This is a genomic window from Allofustis seminis DSM 15817, assembly GCF_000374325.1.
GTDB classification, from domain to species: domain Bacteria; phylum Bacillota; class Bacilli; order Lactobacillales; family Carnobacteriaceae_A; genus Allofustis; species Allofustis seminis.
Genome location: NZ_KB894082.1, coordinates 98,023 through 113,471 on the forward strand (window position 1 = coordinate 98,023; position 15,449 = coordinate 113,471).

Consider the following 15,449-nt stretch of genomic DNA (forward strand, 5'->3'; position numbering starts at 1 on the left):
TTATAATAATTTACAAAAAGTAGATATAATTTAACAAACAGACAATGAATATGCTTCTAATCAATTTTTCAATATGGTATAATGCAATTTACAATATATATGGAATTATAGAGTAAATAATCAATTATAAAATATTAAAATTTAATTAAGGCAATAATGTTAAATACAGAACGAGGAGATTATAATGCAAGCAAAATTAAAGAAAGCAGTTACATCATTAATGGCAGCCACTATGATTTTAACTGGTCCAACGACAGGTGTTGTCAGTGCTTTTCGCTATCACGATATTTCAAGCGAAAAAAGTAGTTATATTAATGCTACACCTGTAGAAACTCCTGCGAAATTTGATAAGGATCCAACGAGTAAGGAAGAAGCGAATGATCAGCTTAAAGATCCTGATTATCCTGCTACCTATACAGTGGAGAATAATTTCAAGGTGCAGCGTGGCGACCGTCGCGAAACGAACTATCAGCCTTATATCGCAACGGTGGGTGATGAGAATTTCATGACTCAGGAAGAAAAAGATAAGATAAATCATATCGAACCCCTTCCAGAGATGGATGGTTATTCTCGTCCGATTCAAGATATCCATATTACATATGATTTCGTTAAGAATAATGCACAACAAAAAGGAGAACTCAAAGAAACAACACCTAAGGATGCTATCTTTGATCACTCTTTATGGACGAACCTTGACTTTGTATATAGTTCGGTTGAAATGCCGATAAAAGTTAAGCACGTCTTTCAAGAGCTTTATAACAATGAGAAATATGGACCATTGCCAGGTCAGAATGACCCTATTGTGGAAAATCAAAAAGGACGTATTGGTCACGATCTTGTGATAACATCTCTTGACAAAGATGAGCGTGTCGGTTTTGAACCAGAAGAGAACCAAATTGTCGTCCGTATTTCAGAAAATACGCGAGATTTTGAAGTGGAATATCGTTATAATCGCTCAAAATTCGTTGTTAATTATGATACGAGTGGCGGAACAGATATTCCAGCGCAAGTCCTTTACTATGGACATACCATTCCAAAGGCATCAGAACCTCAAAAAATTGGCGCTATTTTTAAAGGTTGGCAAGCTTCTCACGATATTCACTATAAAGAAGGCGCACAGAAGAAAGTTATTAAAGCTGGAACTCTAATTCCTGGCAAAAATTCGGAATTTTTTGAAGGAATGCCAGCTCACGATCTGACATTTACCGCAGTATGGGAAGAAGAACTAACGGCGGATTATACAGTTTTATATTATACGGAAAAAGCAGACCACGATTTTGGAGAAGAAGTTCCAGAAAATCTAAGGGATAAATATGACTATGTAGGCGCTCGTGTTATGACAAATCAAGAGGTTGGAACATCTCCAAATCTTGAAGAAATGTTGCCTGAAGGTGTAACTTTCCCAGACTTAGAGGGAAAACCTGCTAATATTACAAGCAATAAAGAAGAGCTAGGTAAATATTTTGTATATAACAAAGATCTAACTGATAAGGAAAATTCTATCAATACTGACGGTGGATTAGTTCAAAAAACTATAGACGCAACTGGCAATACAATTTATAAAGTTTTTTACAATAGAACAGTCTATAAATTATATTTTGAAAAAAATAATGTAAAAAGCAGAGATTCTTACAATCCTGTAATCATCGACCACAAGAACAAAAAGTTATTTTATCCAACGGGAGATCACAGCTCATATACACCAAATGAAGAAGATGGAACAATAGGCTATGAAATGGTAAATGATATTTATTCTTTCAGTGCTCGCTTTGGACAGTCCCTAAGAGGTCTATGGCCAACAGATGCCTATATTCGTGGAAATCCCAAAGATAGGACGGGAAACCAAGGTTGGATTCTTAATACACACCTAGCGAGTGGTCAAGTGCTCATCTTTTATAGAGATACCCCACCCTACAGGCTCACTGCAAATGAATTTATAGATATTGAATATACAAAAAAATCCACAAGCAAGGGATATAAAGATAATTACTATGGTGATAAGGACTTAGTCTTTGGAATCGCCCTTTCTGGTAAAAATAATATAAGACCTATCCATGTAGATTTTCAACTGGAAACTTTTAATGATGGAGAGTATAAATATACTCCAAGTTTATATTATTGGAAATGGGATACAGCATTTTCTGGTTTTAGATTTGCGGCACCCGAGCTTAAAGGCTTTAAAACACCGGAGAGACAGGCTGCGACAAGGTTGGAGTATATGAAATTCCTAAGATTAATGGGGATAAATAATGTAAGAAAAGCTACACCTGAGCAGTTAAAAGAGTCTGTTAAAAATGCCCTAGATGAATTAAATGAAGGTAGACCTGAGGATGAAAAAGTTCCTTATCAGATCCCGCCAGTTGTATTTAATAATATTATAATGATCACAAACAATTGCAATGCACGTCTTGATTTTAAATATAAGAGAAATTCTTATAAATTAAATCTAAATTCAAATCCAACTGTAGAGCAAGAGGATTCATATTTTGAAGGAAAGACTTTTGCAGATGGGTCAAGCATGAACCAAGATGTGAAATATGACTATCCAATAGCAGACCTCAAACTTCCACTTCTAACAGAAGCTGATAAGCCAGACGTTTATAATGGAAAAGGAATGAGTTATAAATTCTTGGGCTGGGCAACTGACCCTAAGGGTGTCAACATGATTCAAAAGGTAGTAAGAGAAGAGGACGGCAGTGAGAAACTTGTAAAGGATAAAAATGCAACAAAAATGCCTAACTACAACATTGCTCTCTATGGCATTTGGGGAGAGGAAGAACATGTTTGGACAATCTCCTTTGATCCAAATGGCGGAACTTTAGGAGCACTAAAACCTGAACAGTTGGCTACGCATAAAAAAGGCGAAAAAATTCAGACTACTATTGGTGAAAAAGAATATATTTTACCAGAAGTCACCATAGCAGGTGATAATGAAAAGGCTGTTCAAAAAGTAAATATTAATCATCGTCTGACAATAAAAGAACCTGTGTGGTCACCTAAACGTCAAGGTTATGATTTCTTAGGTTGGGAAGTCGTTCGCAAAAAAGCTGATGGTTCAGTCAATACAACCTATAAGGACACTTATGGCGTTCCTGAGTTATATGCTTTTCAAAATGAAGTCGTCCAAGATGCTTACTTAAAAGCGATATGGGTTCCTAATAATCTGATTAGCATACCCGTTGTTCATCATTTTTATGATTCAACAGGTAAGGAATTATTAAGAAAACAAACAGAATATCTTACATTGAAACGTGTTGGGTCATATGTTTCAGCTGTAGCTACAAAGCAAGGAACGGATTACCTTGTAATGAAACATGATGATGAACGAAATGAATTGGAAGGAAATGCTGACTACGAAGAAATATTAAGAAAATCCGGACGAAAAAATGCTTACTTCCAAACAATGAAAATTGCCAATCCTTATTTGGCAAATGGCGAAAAGAATCCAGATGCATTCAATGAGTTCCATTTCTACTACCGAAAATTCAGAACGCGAAAATATAAAATTAATTATTTCGATGAACGCATTAAGGATAAGGAACTAACTGAAGACAATAAAAAAGCATACCGCATTATCAATAAAGAAGGCGGCCCAGAAATTGTCGAAAATGGAAATCGTCATTATGATTCCAGAAACTATAGAAAGATTCCAGGATGGAAATTAACGTCTGCACCTCAACAGCAACTTTTCTTTGATTTAGATGCGGAAGGTAATTTCTTAGGAATTAATGGTGCTCGTGGTGATGGCTCCGATGAGATTTCTTTCTATTATAAAGATATTCGAGTTATCGAAAGAGAAAGTTCAAGCTCCGTTATTCCTGATGGTTATCATCGAGTAGTCTTCAAGATCGACCCAAATCGAAAAGGCGGAACTTTTGCTCGAAAAGCGGACGGAAGCGTGAAAACTGAAGTCGTTTATGATGTCATTGATGGTCTATATTCTGACCATATCCCAATTCCACAAGAGCTAAAAGAAGAGGACTCAGAGGAAGAAGATAAGTTTTATATTAAGCCAGACCCTGGTAAGGCATTCGTCTATTGGGATGAGTCAAAATTATTTAATCGCCGAACAGTTATTGATCGTAATTATAAATTTACAGCTTTCTTTGACTGGTCAGGACTACATATTGATCCATTAGTTCGTACGGAATCCTTGAAAGATGTCAATGATTTTATGCCATCCATGGATGATTTGAAAGGGGCACTTTCTTGGGTGAAAAATGGCGTCAAAGGTCCATTGCCAGCAGGAATTAATGTCACCATTAATGAAACAGAAGAAGAAATCTATCAAAAGGTAAAAGAATTAGGAAATTCTGACTCTAATGAAGATTTTAGAACAGTAAAAATCGCTGCTACTGTGGATTATGGTAGCGGATCGGTACAAGATATTGAGATTCCGATCAGAATTTACAAAAACATCTACGAAGCATTGACGACTGGCGAAAAACCGAAATACTTAGCCGATGCGGAAAAAGGTGATCTTAAAGATGTTACGGGCGATTATATAAAAGTTATTGTCAACCCGACAGACAAGGTAAGCAACAAAGATACCAAAGTCTACTATGTCAACAAGCATGCGAAAGTTGAGATTCCAGAAATAGTTATCGCCGATGCGGAAAAAGGAAAAATTGGCTTTATTTCTTGGACATCTGACAATGATGCGGTCAATACAGACGGTGTCTACCTCTTTAAAGATGACCAAGATAAGGTGAAGAGATATAAATTCACAAAAGAAACAGTAATCCAACCAATGTTCGCTGAAGATGTTGTTGAGCAACCTGGAAAAGATAAACCACAAGTTCCTAAAAACTATGTAAAAGTTATCGTTAACACAACGGACAAAGCAACGGATGATACGAGATTTGAAAAAATCTTCTGGGTAAATCCAACGAAAAAAGTTGAAATTCCAGGCATTGTAAATCCTACAGGAAAATCAGATCAACAGGTTGAACTTGAAGATGGCAATGGTGTATCAATTGGCAACCAAAAAGTAGACTATATTTTCAATGAGTGGAAAAAGGTTCAAGTAGGGGAAGATGATGATCATTTGCAAGCGGTTGATCCTGCCGAAACAATTGACTTTAAAGATCATCAATTCGCTGATAAAGTAACTGTCATTGAAGCCATCTATAAAAAATCAATCAAAGCTGCGAAAATGATTGAGCTACAAGTGACACCGCTGAAAATTGCGGAATCATTGAAGTCTAAAGTTGGTACAGATTACATTAATAAGTTCATTCCTACTGAAGATGATTTAAGAGCATTCCTCCAATATAAAGATGAAAATGGGACGTTCACTGCTTTGCCAAGCGATGCTGAGATCGTCATCAAAAATGATCCTTATGAAGCACTTAAAGAAAATGGCAAAGAGGATAATGAAGAATTCAGTAGAGATATTCTTCTGAAAGTTGAAGTAACTTTTGCAAGTGGCGCTTATAAAGGTCAGAAGACGCATATTAATGTGCCAGTCAAGTTGTATAAGAACATTTATGAGGCATTGAATATTAATTTCGACAGACCAGCCGACATGCCAGATACTTTAGATGTTCCAGAACTTGAAAATGGTTATGTGAAAGTTACTATTGACCCGACAGATAAAGTTGCGGGACATCATAAGAAAGTATTTTATGTCAATCCGAAAGCGAAAGTAAGAATTAAAAACTTTGACTTTACTGATGAAGAAAAAGAAGCATCAGGCTTCTTATACTGGACATCTGATAATCAGGATCAATTAAATGAATCTGGCGATCAGGATGGACATTTCCAATTTGAAGATGATGCTTGGACTACGGCTCATGGGCTTCCACTCCGTCAGAATTTTGCAAAAGATACAGTCATTTATCCTGTCTTTGCAGATGAGGTGGTTGAACAACCTGGAAAAGATAAGCCACAAGTTCCAAAAAATTATGTAAAAGTTATCGTAAGACCTACCACTAAAGCAAAAGTTAGTGATGAAAGAATTTTCTGGGTTAAACCGAATACGGAAGTTATGATTCCAGTGGACACGCCAGAAGCTATCGAAGATTGGACCTATGAACAATGGACGATCGGCGAACCGAGAGAAAATAGAAGAAGTATCGATTTAACACGTAAGAATATCTTCACACAAAATGAAACGATCATTACTGCACGATATTCTTATAAACCTAAAGAAATTCAAGATTCAGTTCTAGACTATGTTGATGGACTTTTAAAAACAATTGTAGAAGTGAATGGCAAAACGGCATCAGAAACTAGCGGACTTGTTCTATATGGAGAAGAAGCAGCAGGAAGTCTGACCGTTACAGATAACATAGAATATGTAGGATTGATTCCGAATGAAAGTTATACAGTGATTGCAAGTCTCTACGATATAACGGCAGGCGATTATGTTGTAAAAGATGAACATTTTACAGGAAAAGTTGCCGATGAAACAGGAGCTGGAGAATGGAATATTCAATTTGCGGATATTACGCTTCTATCTGATCATCAATATGTTGTACTCGTAAAAGGCCATAGTGAACACACTCACCGATTCTTTGAAGCGGACGGTTCGGTTGTCGATAAAGAGCAAGTCCTTATTCATGCAATCAGTGATCAGGCGGGCAAATGGACCCCTGTTCCTGAATTTGAAGAAGCGATAAAAGACAAGTCAGAAACGATTATTGTCAAAAAAGCAAAAGTACCGACAACAGGAATACTTAAAACAACCATTTCCGTAGGCGAAGCCAGTGAACAAGTAACTGGGACAGCTGAAAATGCTGCAGTTGTGAAAGTTCCATACAAAGAATCTTCTGTAACAAAACGTATTGTAGATACAGTAACTTATGAAAATATGCCAGCTGGTAAGAAATATGTGATTATTTCAGAATTGATGAAATTCACAGAGGATGCTCCAGCGGGCGAAGTTGTTAAAACGATCACGCTTGAAGGTGGCGATGCCATCGAAATTAATGCTGATGGTAATGGTAGCTTTGATGTAGACTTTGGAGAAGTTAGCCTTGAAGCTGATGCTGCTTATGTTATCTATGAAACGGCAATAAGTGCAGATCTTTATCTAGATGATAGTGATGCTGAAGTCAACCATATTGTCGAGCATAAAGATAGAAATGACAAAGCACAAACCGTATTAGCTGAAAGATATAGTAAAGAAATTACCGTAAGTAAGGTTGAAAAAGGTAAGACGGATGAATTGGTCGGTGCAACGGTTAGAATTGTAGCAGATGATAAAGTGTTACATGAATGGGTAACGACCAAAGAAGCTAAATTGCTAAATCTTACAGATGGCGAATATACTATGGTAGAAGTCGAGGCTCCGGATGGATATGAGCTTGCAAAAGATATTAAATTTAGAATAAAAAATGGCGAGCTTGAAATTATGGATGCCAGTGGCAATTATAATTTGGCGGCAAATGGTTTATTACGAATGGAGGACATCGCTAAAAAGGTTGAAAAACAACCAAATGATGATTCCAATAAACCAAAATTACCGACTGATCCAACTAAACCAAATGAGTCAACTTCATCGACGACTGCTCAGCCAAGTAATAAACGTAAGCTACCTAAGACAGGTACTGCTCATAACTTAGAACAGATGCTATTCTTGTTAGTAGTGGGGTCATTGTTAGCAACATTAGGTTTTAATAGACGAGAAGATAAAGAACTCTTCTAAAATAATTTAAAAGTTCCACATCACTTTTGTGATGTGGAACTTTTTTTATGCTTTATACACCTTAACAGGGAACGTGAATTCCCTTGTTATGTTACAAATATTACATTTTATGCGATTTGAAAAAGAAATGGGTAATTATGTGGTGGAAAGTGGGGGAATATGGTAGACTCATATTGTAAATGGTAAAAAGGGAGGAGTGACGGCAAATGTTAATTGGGGAATACAAACATACCATTGATGCAAAAGGGCGCATAATTATTCCAGCGAAGTTTCGCGAAAAGCTCAGTGAGCAATTTATCGTCACTCGTGGACTTGATGGCTGCTTATTTGGGTATACCCAAGAAGAGTGGGAGAATATTGAAGATAAATTAAAAAAACTACCACTCGCTAAAAAACAAGCACGTCAATTTACTCGCTTCTTTTATTCGGCTGCAACCGATTGTGTACTTGATAAACAAGGTCGAATAAATTTACCTAAAACATTGATTGAATATGCAGGCATTGAGAAAAATTGCTATTTAGTAGGTGTTTCAGAGCGCTTTGAAATTTGGAGCGAAGAACGCTGGTTACAATTTACAGAAGAAGCTGAGGAAACATTTGAAGAAATTGCTGAAGATATGATTGATTTCGGATTTTAAGAGTGAAGGAGAAGTAAGATGGCATTTGAACATGAGACAGTATTGCTGCATGAAGCAGTAGACGGCTTAAATGTGAAACAAAATGGAATTTATGTCGACTGTACTCTAGGTGGCGCAGGCCACACTTCTCTTATTTTGCACCAGTTGCAAGGGACAGGAAAAGTTATCGCTTTTGATCAAGATGTTACTGCAATAGAAAATGCAAAAAGACGTTTAAAAGATGTTATCGATACGGGGCAGTTGATTTTGGTACATCGTAACTTTGCGGATTTAAAGCAAACGTTAGAGGAGCTAGAGATCCAGCATGTCGATGGTGTGCTTTATGATCTAGGTGTAAGTTCTCCACAATTTGATCAAGGAAGCCGCGGATTCAGCTATAACCAAGAGGCTATGCTCGATATGCGAATGGATAGTCGCCAATCATTAACTGCTTATGAAATTATTAATGAATGGCCATATGAAGAAATGGTCAAAATATTTTTCCGCTATGGAGAAGAGAAATTCTCAAAACAAGTGGCACGTGAAATTGAAAGTGTACGCCAGAAAGGTCCTATTGAAACGACTTTTGACCTTGTTGAAATAATTAAATCAGCTATTCCAGCGCCAGCAAGACGACGTGGCGGACATCCAGCTAAAAGAATTTTTCAAGCGTTGCGAATTGCGGTTAACAATGAACTTGAGGCGGTTGAACATTCACTTGAACAAGCCATTGATCTTCTTAATTTAAAAGGGCGGTTGAGTGTTATTACATTTCATTCATTGGAAGATCGTCTCGTAAAACAGATCATTCAAGATGAATCAACGGCTGAAGCATTCCCTGCAAAATTACCCATTTTGCCAGAAAATATTAAGAAACCAATATTAAAAAAAATTACCCGAAAACCGATTTTGCCAACAACTGCAGAAATTGATGTGAATCGTCGTGCAAGAAGTGCAAAATTGCGAATTGCTGAAAAACAAAGCTTAAAATGATCATTAGTTAGGAGTATTGAAGATGATAAACGATAACTTGGCAAGAAATTATAACATGGAACAAGTGGCAACTGCGCTTCCTAAAAAAACGTATGATCCTTCCATTGCGAAAGAGACACCAACCGTTGCAACACCTAAAGTGTATGTCGGTCTAACGCGTGTTGAAGCTTTTATGATTGCCATTTTTTCGATGGCAGTTTTTGCGCTGCTTATTTTTAATGTTTATTCTGCTATGTATACTTCTAACTTAAATCGCCAAGTTCAAGATATGAATGAAGAGATTATGAAGACGGAGGTCGTTGTTGATAATCTGACGCAACATGTGCATGAGCTTAGCCGTTATGAAAGAGTGTACAAAATTGCAGAAGAACAGGGCCTTAAAATGAATGAAAAAAATGTAAAAAATCTACGCCCTTAATTAGGTGATGACATGCAAAATATCAAGAATAGAAAATACGCTACAATAGGTTTATTTTGTATATCTATTGCTGCGTTTTTTATATTAATTGCGCGATTAGGCTGGGTTATGCTCTACGGTGAAGTAAGCGATGAAGATCTAACTAAAAATATTCAAAATTTATATACCAATAGCCAAAATATCCAAGCTAATCGCGGTTCAATATTAGATAAAGATGGGAATCCCATTGCCGTAGATGCAACCAGCTATAAGATGGTCGCTATTTTGACGGACAAATGGTCCAATCCCAAAAAGCCGATCCATATTCAAAAACCTGTCGAAGTGGCTGAAGTATTGGCGAAGTATTTGCCTATTTCTGAAGATGATATCTATACGCGCTTAACACAAGATGCATCGCAAGTTGAATTTGGTACGGTTGGCAGTCAATTATCTTACCATACTGTGAGCCAAATAAAAAAAGAACTTGAAGAAAAAGAGTTGTCAGGTATTACATTTGAAGAATCAAAGACGCGCCTTTATCCCAATGGTGTATTTGCATCGCATGTCATCGGTCTGGCACAATATCCTGATCCAGAAGAGAAGAAAGAGTCCGATCGTTTAGAAGGTATTACGGGAATTGAAGCATCATTGGATGATGTACTAGCAGGTGTCAATGGTTATTATCAATTTGAAAAAGATTCACAAGGCTATATTATTCCAGATGAGCCTGTAAAAATGAAAGAACCGATTGATGGGAAAAATGTTTATTCTACTTATGACCGCCAACTCCAAATCCATCTAGAAAAGACATTGGATGAAATTGATCTAAAAAATCATCCTGAAAATATGGTTGTGACATTGATGGAAGCCAAAACGGGGAATATTGTTGCTGGTGCTCAAAGACCGACATTTAATGCAGAAACTCGAGAAAATATTGATGAATCATGGCAAAATTTATTTGTAGAGGCAGCTTATGAACCGGGAAGTACATTTAAATTGCTGACGACTGCGGCCTCTGTTGAAGAAGGTTCGTTTAGTCCAGATCGATATTTCCAATCTGGAGCTATTGAAACGGAAGGTGGCGTGATTCGCGATTTTAATGAGGTCGGTTGGGGTATGATTTCGCATTTGGAAGGACTCTCTAAATCAAGTAACGTTTTATTCGTGACATTGGTAGAAGAGATGGGGCTAGATGTTTGGAAAAAATATCTTGACGGCTTCGGGTTTGGCCAGCTAACAGGAGTCAAATTACCGAGTGAATATGAAGGTAGCAACCCTTATGAATCATCACTTCAAAAAGTTAACACTGCTTTTGGACAAGGGATTGCGGTTACTCCAATTCAAATGATGCAAGCTTTTTCTGCTATTGCCAATGATGGAAAAATGGTTCGCCCGCGTTTTGTCACGAAGATTGTCGATCCAAAAACTAAAGAAGAAACCATTCTGGAACCCGAATATGTACAGACACCTATTTCAGCTGAAACAGCAAAATTAACACGTCAATATGCAAAACAAGCGACAGAAATGGAAGGAAGTCTGACGCATAATTATATGCGTGAAAATGAATCAATACTTGCAAAAACAGGTACAGCAGAAATTGCCGATTCAGAAACCGGAAAGTATTTAGGCAATCAATATGTTTTTTCGGTTGTTACGATGTTTCCAGCAGAAGATCCACAATATATCCTTTATATTACAGTTAGAAATCCAAAACTTGACGAAGGAGATCTTTTCGGTGGAACTGTTGTAGAAAATATTGCGCGCGCTATGATGGATTATTTAGCAGAGTATCAGAATGCTAATCATGAAGAAGGAACAGAAGATCAGCAATATGCTGCTACACCTAACTTGTTAAGCAAGACGGTAGATGAAGCATTAGATAAGATAGGGGAAAATCATCCACATGCCTTGATTGGTTCTGGGCAGACAATCGTTCAACAATATCCACTACCCGATACACCGCTTTTTGATCATCAACGTATTTTGTTGATGACAGAGGGGGCGATGACAATGCCTGATGTGAAAGGTTGGTCGCGAAATGATATTTTAAAAATATCGGAAATTACGGGGATTCCTTTTACATTTGAAGGAGAAGGATATGCCCAAAGCCAAAGTCTAGAACCGGGAAGCTTTATGGAGCAAGATTCAGCAATTACTATCAAGCTTTCCCCTAATTATCCATAAGGAACAGACTCTTTATCAAAAAATGTTATAATACAGATGGGAGTTAAACTTCCATCTGTTTTTTTAAGGAGGAAATTGAATGAGCGAAAAGTACCTGTCTTATGTTGCACTTGTGGTGACATTCATTATAAGTAGTACTTTCATGCCGAAAATTATTCATTATTTTAGAGAAAAGCAATTGGGACAGACGATGCGTGAAGAAGGTCCAAGCTGGCATCAATCCAAATCAGGTACACCTACAATGGGTGGCGTGGTCATTTTAATTGCGAGCATGATCGCTGAAATTGTAGGAATTTTGCTTTATCCGACAGGACGCAATCATTTAGCACTCTTACTTGCAGTCATAATCTTTTTTGGCGGTTTGGGTTTTATTGATGATTATTTAATCCTAATAAAAAAACAAAATGAAGGTTTAACAGCCAAGCAGAAATTTGTTGCACAAATTGTAGGTGCTATTTTAGTTTTTGTTGTGTTGCTTTGGTTTAATCATCCTACAATACTTCATTTACCTTTTTTTACGTGGCGGATGCCAAAAGTGTTATATGGTATTTTTGTAGTTTTTTGGATTACGGGATTTTCTAATGCAACGAATTTAACGGACGGCATTGACGGATTAATGGCAACTAATGGTGTTATTTCTTATATGACTTATGCTGCAATTGCGGCAGCTTTGAACCGTTATGAAGTGATGTTTTTCTGTCTATCGATTGTAGGTTCTTTATTAGGTTTTTATTTATATAATAAAAAACCCGCTCAAATTTTTATGGGTGATGTAGGCTCTTTAGCTTTAGGTGCAGGCCTTGCTGTTGTTTCTATTTTGCTTTTTGAAGAATGGTCGCTACTATTGATTGGAATGACCTATGTGATGGAAACGGCTAGTGTGATGATACAAGTTGCTTATTATAAAAAAACTGGAAAACGCTTCTTCAAAATGACACCTATTCATCATCACTTTGAAATGAGTGGTTGGAGTGAAACGCAAATCGTTACACGTTTTGGATTATTATCAATTATTGGTGCCTTAGTGGGCATTTGGGGTGTCCTTTTATAAAGGATTGAAAGCAGGGGATTAATAGATGACATTATATAAATCGCTAGAAAATAAAAAAGTGTTAGTGCTCGGAATGGCGCGCAGTGGCTATAGTGTTACTAAATTGCTATTAAAACAAGGTGCGATCGTCACTTTGAATGATAAAAATGAAATAATAGATGAGCATAAGTTAAAAGCATTAGAAGCTGCTGGAGTAAAAATCATCACAGGCGCGCATCCATTGTCATTACTTGCACCGACTCCTGACTTGATTATTAAAAATCCGGGTATCCCTTATACACTTCCACTACTTGAAAAAGCGGCAGCGCTAGATATTCCAATTATTACAGAAGTGGAACTTGCTGCAGCTTTATTACCTATTCCAATTATTGGGATTACAGGTTCCAATGGCAAGACGACAACGTGTGAATTAACAGCTGCCATTTTACGCCAATATTTCTCCTATCATCATGTTTATTTGGTGGGTAATATTGGGGTACCACTGAGTGAAATTGTCTATGATGTAAAAAAAGATGATCACGTAGTCACTGAGCTTTCAAGTTTTCAATTAGCTGGAAGTCCAACACTTCATCCTCATATTGCTGCGATTACAAATATTTATAGTGCTCATTTGGATTATCATGGCACACAGGAAGCATATGAAGCTGCTAAATTTCATATGATAGAAAATCAAACAGAACAAGATTACATAATATTTAATGATGATTTAGCACAAATGCGTGAAAAAATCAGTCAGCATACAAAAGCACAACTTGTTCCATTTTCACGTCAAAAAGTAGTTGAAGAAGGAGCATATATTTTAGATGGATGGATTTATTTCCAAAAAGAGCGTATTCTTCCGTGCGAGTGCGTTCAACTGCCAGGGTTGCATAATTTGGAAAATGTGTTAGTTGCGACTGCCATTGCAAAATTAAGTGGTGTAAGCAATGATGCGATTATGGTAGCAGTGTCAGAATTTCATGGCGTTAAACATCGTACGCAATTTGTTGCGAAAATTGATGACCGTACTTATTACAATGATTCAAAAGCAACAAATACTCAAGCAACCATTCAAGCATTGCGTGGTTTTCAAACACCATTGGTCTTGATTGCGGGAGGATTGGATCGCGGTAACGATATGTTGGAATTAATCCCTGAATTCAAAAAATATGTTAAAGCGCTTGTAACTTTTGGACAAACAAGTGATAAAATGGCACATCTTGGTCAACAAGCAGGCGTCAAAGCGATTTATACATGTGATACTGTTGCACAAGCTGTGAAAAAAGCAACGGAGATAAGCGATAAGGGAGATATTATTTTGCTCTCCCCAGCAAATGCAAGCTGGGATCAATATCAAACATTTGAACAGCGTGGGGATGATTTTATTCGGAGTGTTGAGCATTTAAAGCAGAAAGAAGGGAAATAATACCATGAAAGTATTACTAACAGGGGGCGGCACGGGCGGCCATATCTATCCCGCTTTAGCAATTGCGCGACGTTTGAAAGAACTTCATGAAGATGTTGAGATTTTATATGTTGGAACAAGCCGCGGACTAGAAAGTAAATCGGTACCTGAAGCAGGATTTGCTTTTAAAGCTATTGAAATGGAAGGCTTCAAGCGCGAACTCAGTTGGACAGGCATTCGTTATAATTTACGTAGCATCTATTTATTTTTAAATGGGATTCATCAGTGCAAAAAAATTATAAAAGAATTTAAGCCAGATATTGTCCTAGGTACTGGTGGATATGTTGCGGCACCTGTATGTTTTGCAGCAAGTGTGTTAAATATTCCAACGATTATTCATGAACAAAATAGCGTGCTAGGTTTAACGAATAAATTTTTGGCACATTTCGTGAACAAGATATGTATTTGTTTCCCTGATATTTATGATCAATTGAAAAAACATGTAGAAAAAATTGAATTTACAGGGAATCCGCGTGCCCAGGAAGTAGTGGATGCAAAAGAATCTTTCACAGAAAATGAGTCACTTCCTTTCCCTCTTGATCGTCAGCAACCAACGGTGTTAATCGTAGGAGGGAGCCGCGGCGCCCGTCATATAAATGAAGCATTCATTGAAGCTTATCATTTATTTGCTAATGTTGACTATCAAGTTATTTTTGTTACAGGTCAAGTGCATTATGAAGAAGTGCTACAAGAATTAAAAGAGACACAACCAATAAAAGATGATGATTCCATTGTCATTGTCCCTTATATTGAAGATATGGTTCATATATTGGGTGAGGTCGATCTTATAGTAACACGCAGCGGTGCTACGACAATTGCTGAGATTACGGCCTTAGGCTTGCCTGCTATACTTATTCCAAGCCCTTATGTTACTGCAGATCATCAGACACAAAATGCTAGCAGCCTTGTAAAAAATGATGCCGCACGATTAATTAAAGAGCAAGATCTTACCGCTTTTGATTTGTTTCATCAGGTAAGTGAATTAATGAATGATCGCAAATTGCGAACGTCAATGTCGGAGGCTGCTCGTGAGTTAGGACGACCTGATGCTGCAGATCATGTCATTGCAGTTATGCTAGATGAATTGAATAAATAATGAAAGGACGATAACT

8 protein-coding genes are annotated in these 15,449 nt (G+C 37.1%); all 8 read left to right on the top strand.

What is annotated here, in order from left to right; genetic code table 11:
• The first annotated feature begins 184 nt into the window (after positions 1-184).
• The 8 genes from C231_RS0104620 to murG all read left to right on the top strand — a co-directional run bounded on the left by C231_RS0104620 (position 185) and on the right by murG (position 15,433).
• Entirely contained in the window at positions 185-7,651 is a 7,467-nt protein-coding gene (locus C231_RS0104620; protein ID WP_018659470.1) for an InlB B-repeat-containing protein, read from the top strand.
• Between the two features lie 206 nt (positions 7,652-7,857).
• On the top strand, positions 7,858-8,289 hold the full coding sequence (gene mraZ, locus C231_RS0104625) for a division/cell wall cluster transcriptional repressor MraZ (protein ID WP_018659471.1): 432 nt from the start codon (positions 7,858-7,860) through the stop codon (positions 8,287-8,289).
• Positions 8,290-8,307: 18 nt separating this feature from the next.
• Entirely contained in the window at positions 8,308-9,261 is a 954-nt protein-coding gene (gene rsmH / locus C231_RS0104630; RefSeq protein WP_018659472.1) for a 16S rRNA (cytosine(1402)-N(4))-methyltransferase RsmH, read from the top strand.
• A 22-nt stretch (positions 9,262-9,283) separates the two neighbouring features.
• The gene (gene ftsL / locus C231_RS07845; RefSeq protein WP_018659473.1) at positions 9,284-9,679 is read left to right on the top strand and encodes a cell division protein FtsL; all 396 of its coding nucleotides are present in this window, start codon (positions 9,284-9,286) and stop codon (positions 9,677-9,679) included.
• A gap of 12 nt (positions 9,680-9,691) precedes the next feature.
• On the top strand, positions 9,692-11,842 hold the full coding sequence (locus C231_RS0104640; protein ID WP_018659474.1) for a penicillin-binding transpeptidase domain-containing protein: 2,151 nt from the start codon (positions 9,692-9,694) through the stop codon (positions 11,840-11,842).
• A gap of 79 nt (positions 11,843-11,921) precedes the next feature.
• A complete protein-coding gene (mraY, locus tag C231_RS0104645; protein ID WP_018659475.1) occupies positions 11,922-12,893 on the top strand; it encodes a phospho-N-acetylmuramoyl-pentapeptide-transferase in 972 nt (323 codons plus the stop codon).
• Positions 12,894-12,918: 25 nt separating this feature from the next.
• Positions 12,919-14,298 carry a UDP-N-acetylmuramoyl-L-alanine--D-glutamate ligase gene (murD, locus tag C231_RS0104650; RefSeq protein WP_018659476.1) on the top strand — a complete coding sequence of 460 codons (1,380 nt, stop codon included), beginning with the start codon at positions 12,919-12,921 and terminating at the stop codon, positions 14,296-14,298.
• A 4-nt stretch (positions 14,299-14,302) separates the two neighbouring features.
• Positions 14,303-15,433, top strand: coding sequence for an undecaprenyldiphospho-muramoylpentapeptide beta-N-acetylglucosaminyltransferase (murG, locus tag C231_RS0104655; protein ID WP_018659477.1), 1,131 nt, complete (start codon positions 14,303-14,305; stop codon positions 15,431-15,433).
• Positions 15,434-15,449 lie beyond the last annotated feature (16 nt).

Coding starts and splice junctions, on each gene's coding strand:
- mraZ (WP_018659471.1), top strand. CDS start 7,858: ATGTTAATTGGGGAATACAAACATACCATTGATGCAAAAGGGCGCATA.
- mraY (WP_018659475.1), top strand. CDS start 11,922: ATGAGCGAAAAGTACCTGTCTTATGTTGCACTTGTGGTGACATTCATT.
- murD (WP_018659476.1), top strand. CDS start 12,919: ATGACATTATATAAATCGCTAGAAAATAAAAAAGTGTTAGTGCTCGGA.
- murG (WP_018659477.1), top strand. CDS start 14,303: ATGAAAGTATTACTAACAGGGGGCGGCACGGGCGGCCATATCTATCCC.
- C231_RS0104620 (WP_018659470.1), top strand. CDS start 185: ATGCAAGCAAAATTAAAGAAAGCAGTTACATCATTAATGGCAGCCACT.
- ftsL (WP_018659473.1), top strand. CDS start 9,284: ATGATAAACGATAACTTGGCAAGAAATTATAACATGGAACAAGTGGCA.
- rsmH (WP_018659472.1), top strand. CDS start 8,308: ATGGCATTTGAACATGAGACAGTATTGCTGCATGAAGCAGTAGACGGC.
- C231_RS0104640 (WP_018659474.1), top strand. CDS start 9,692: ATGCAAAATATCAAGAATAGAAAATACGCTACAATAGGTTTATTTTGT.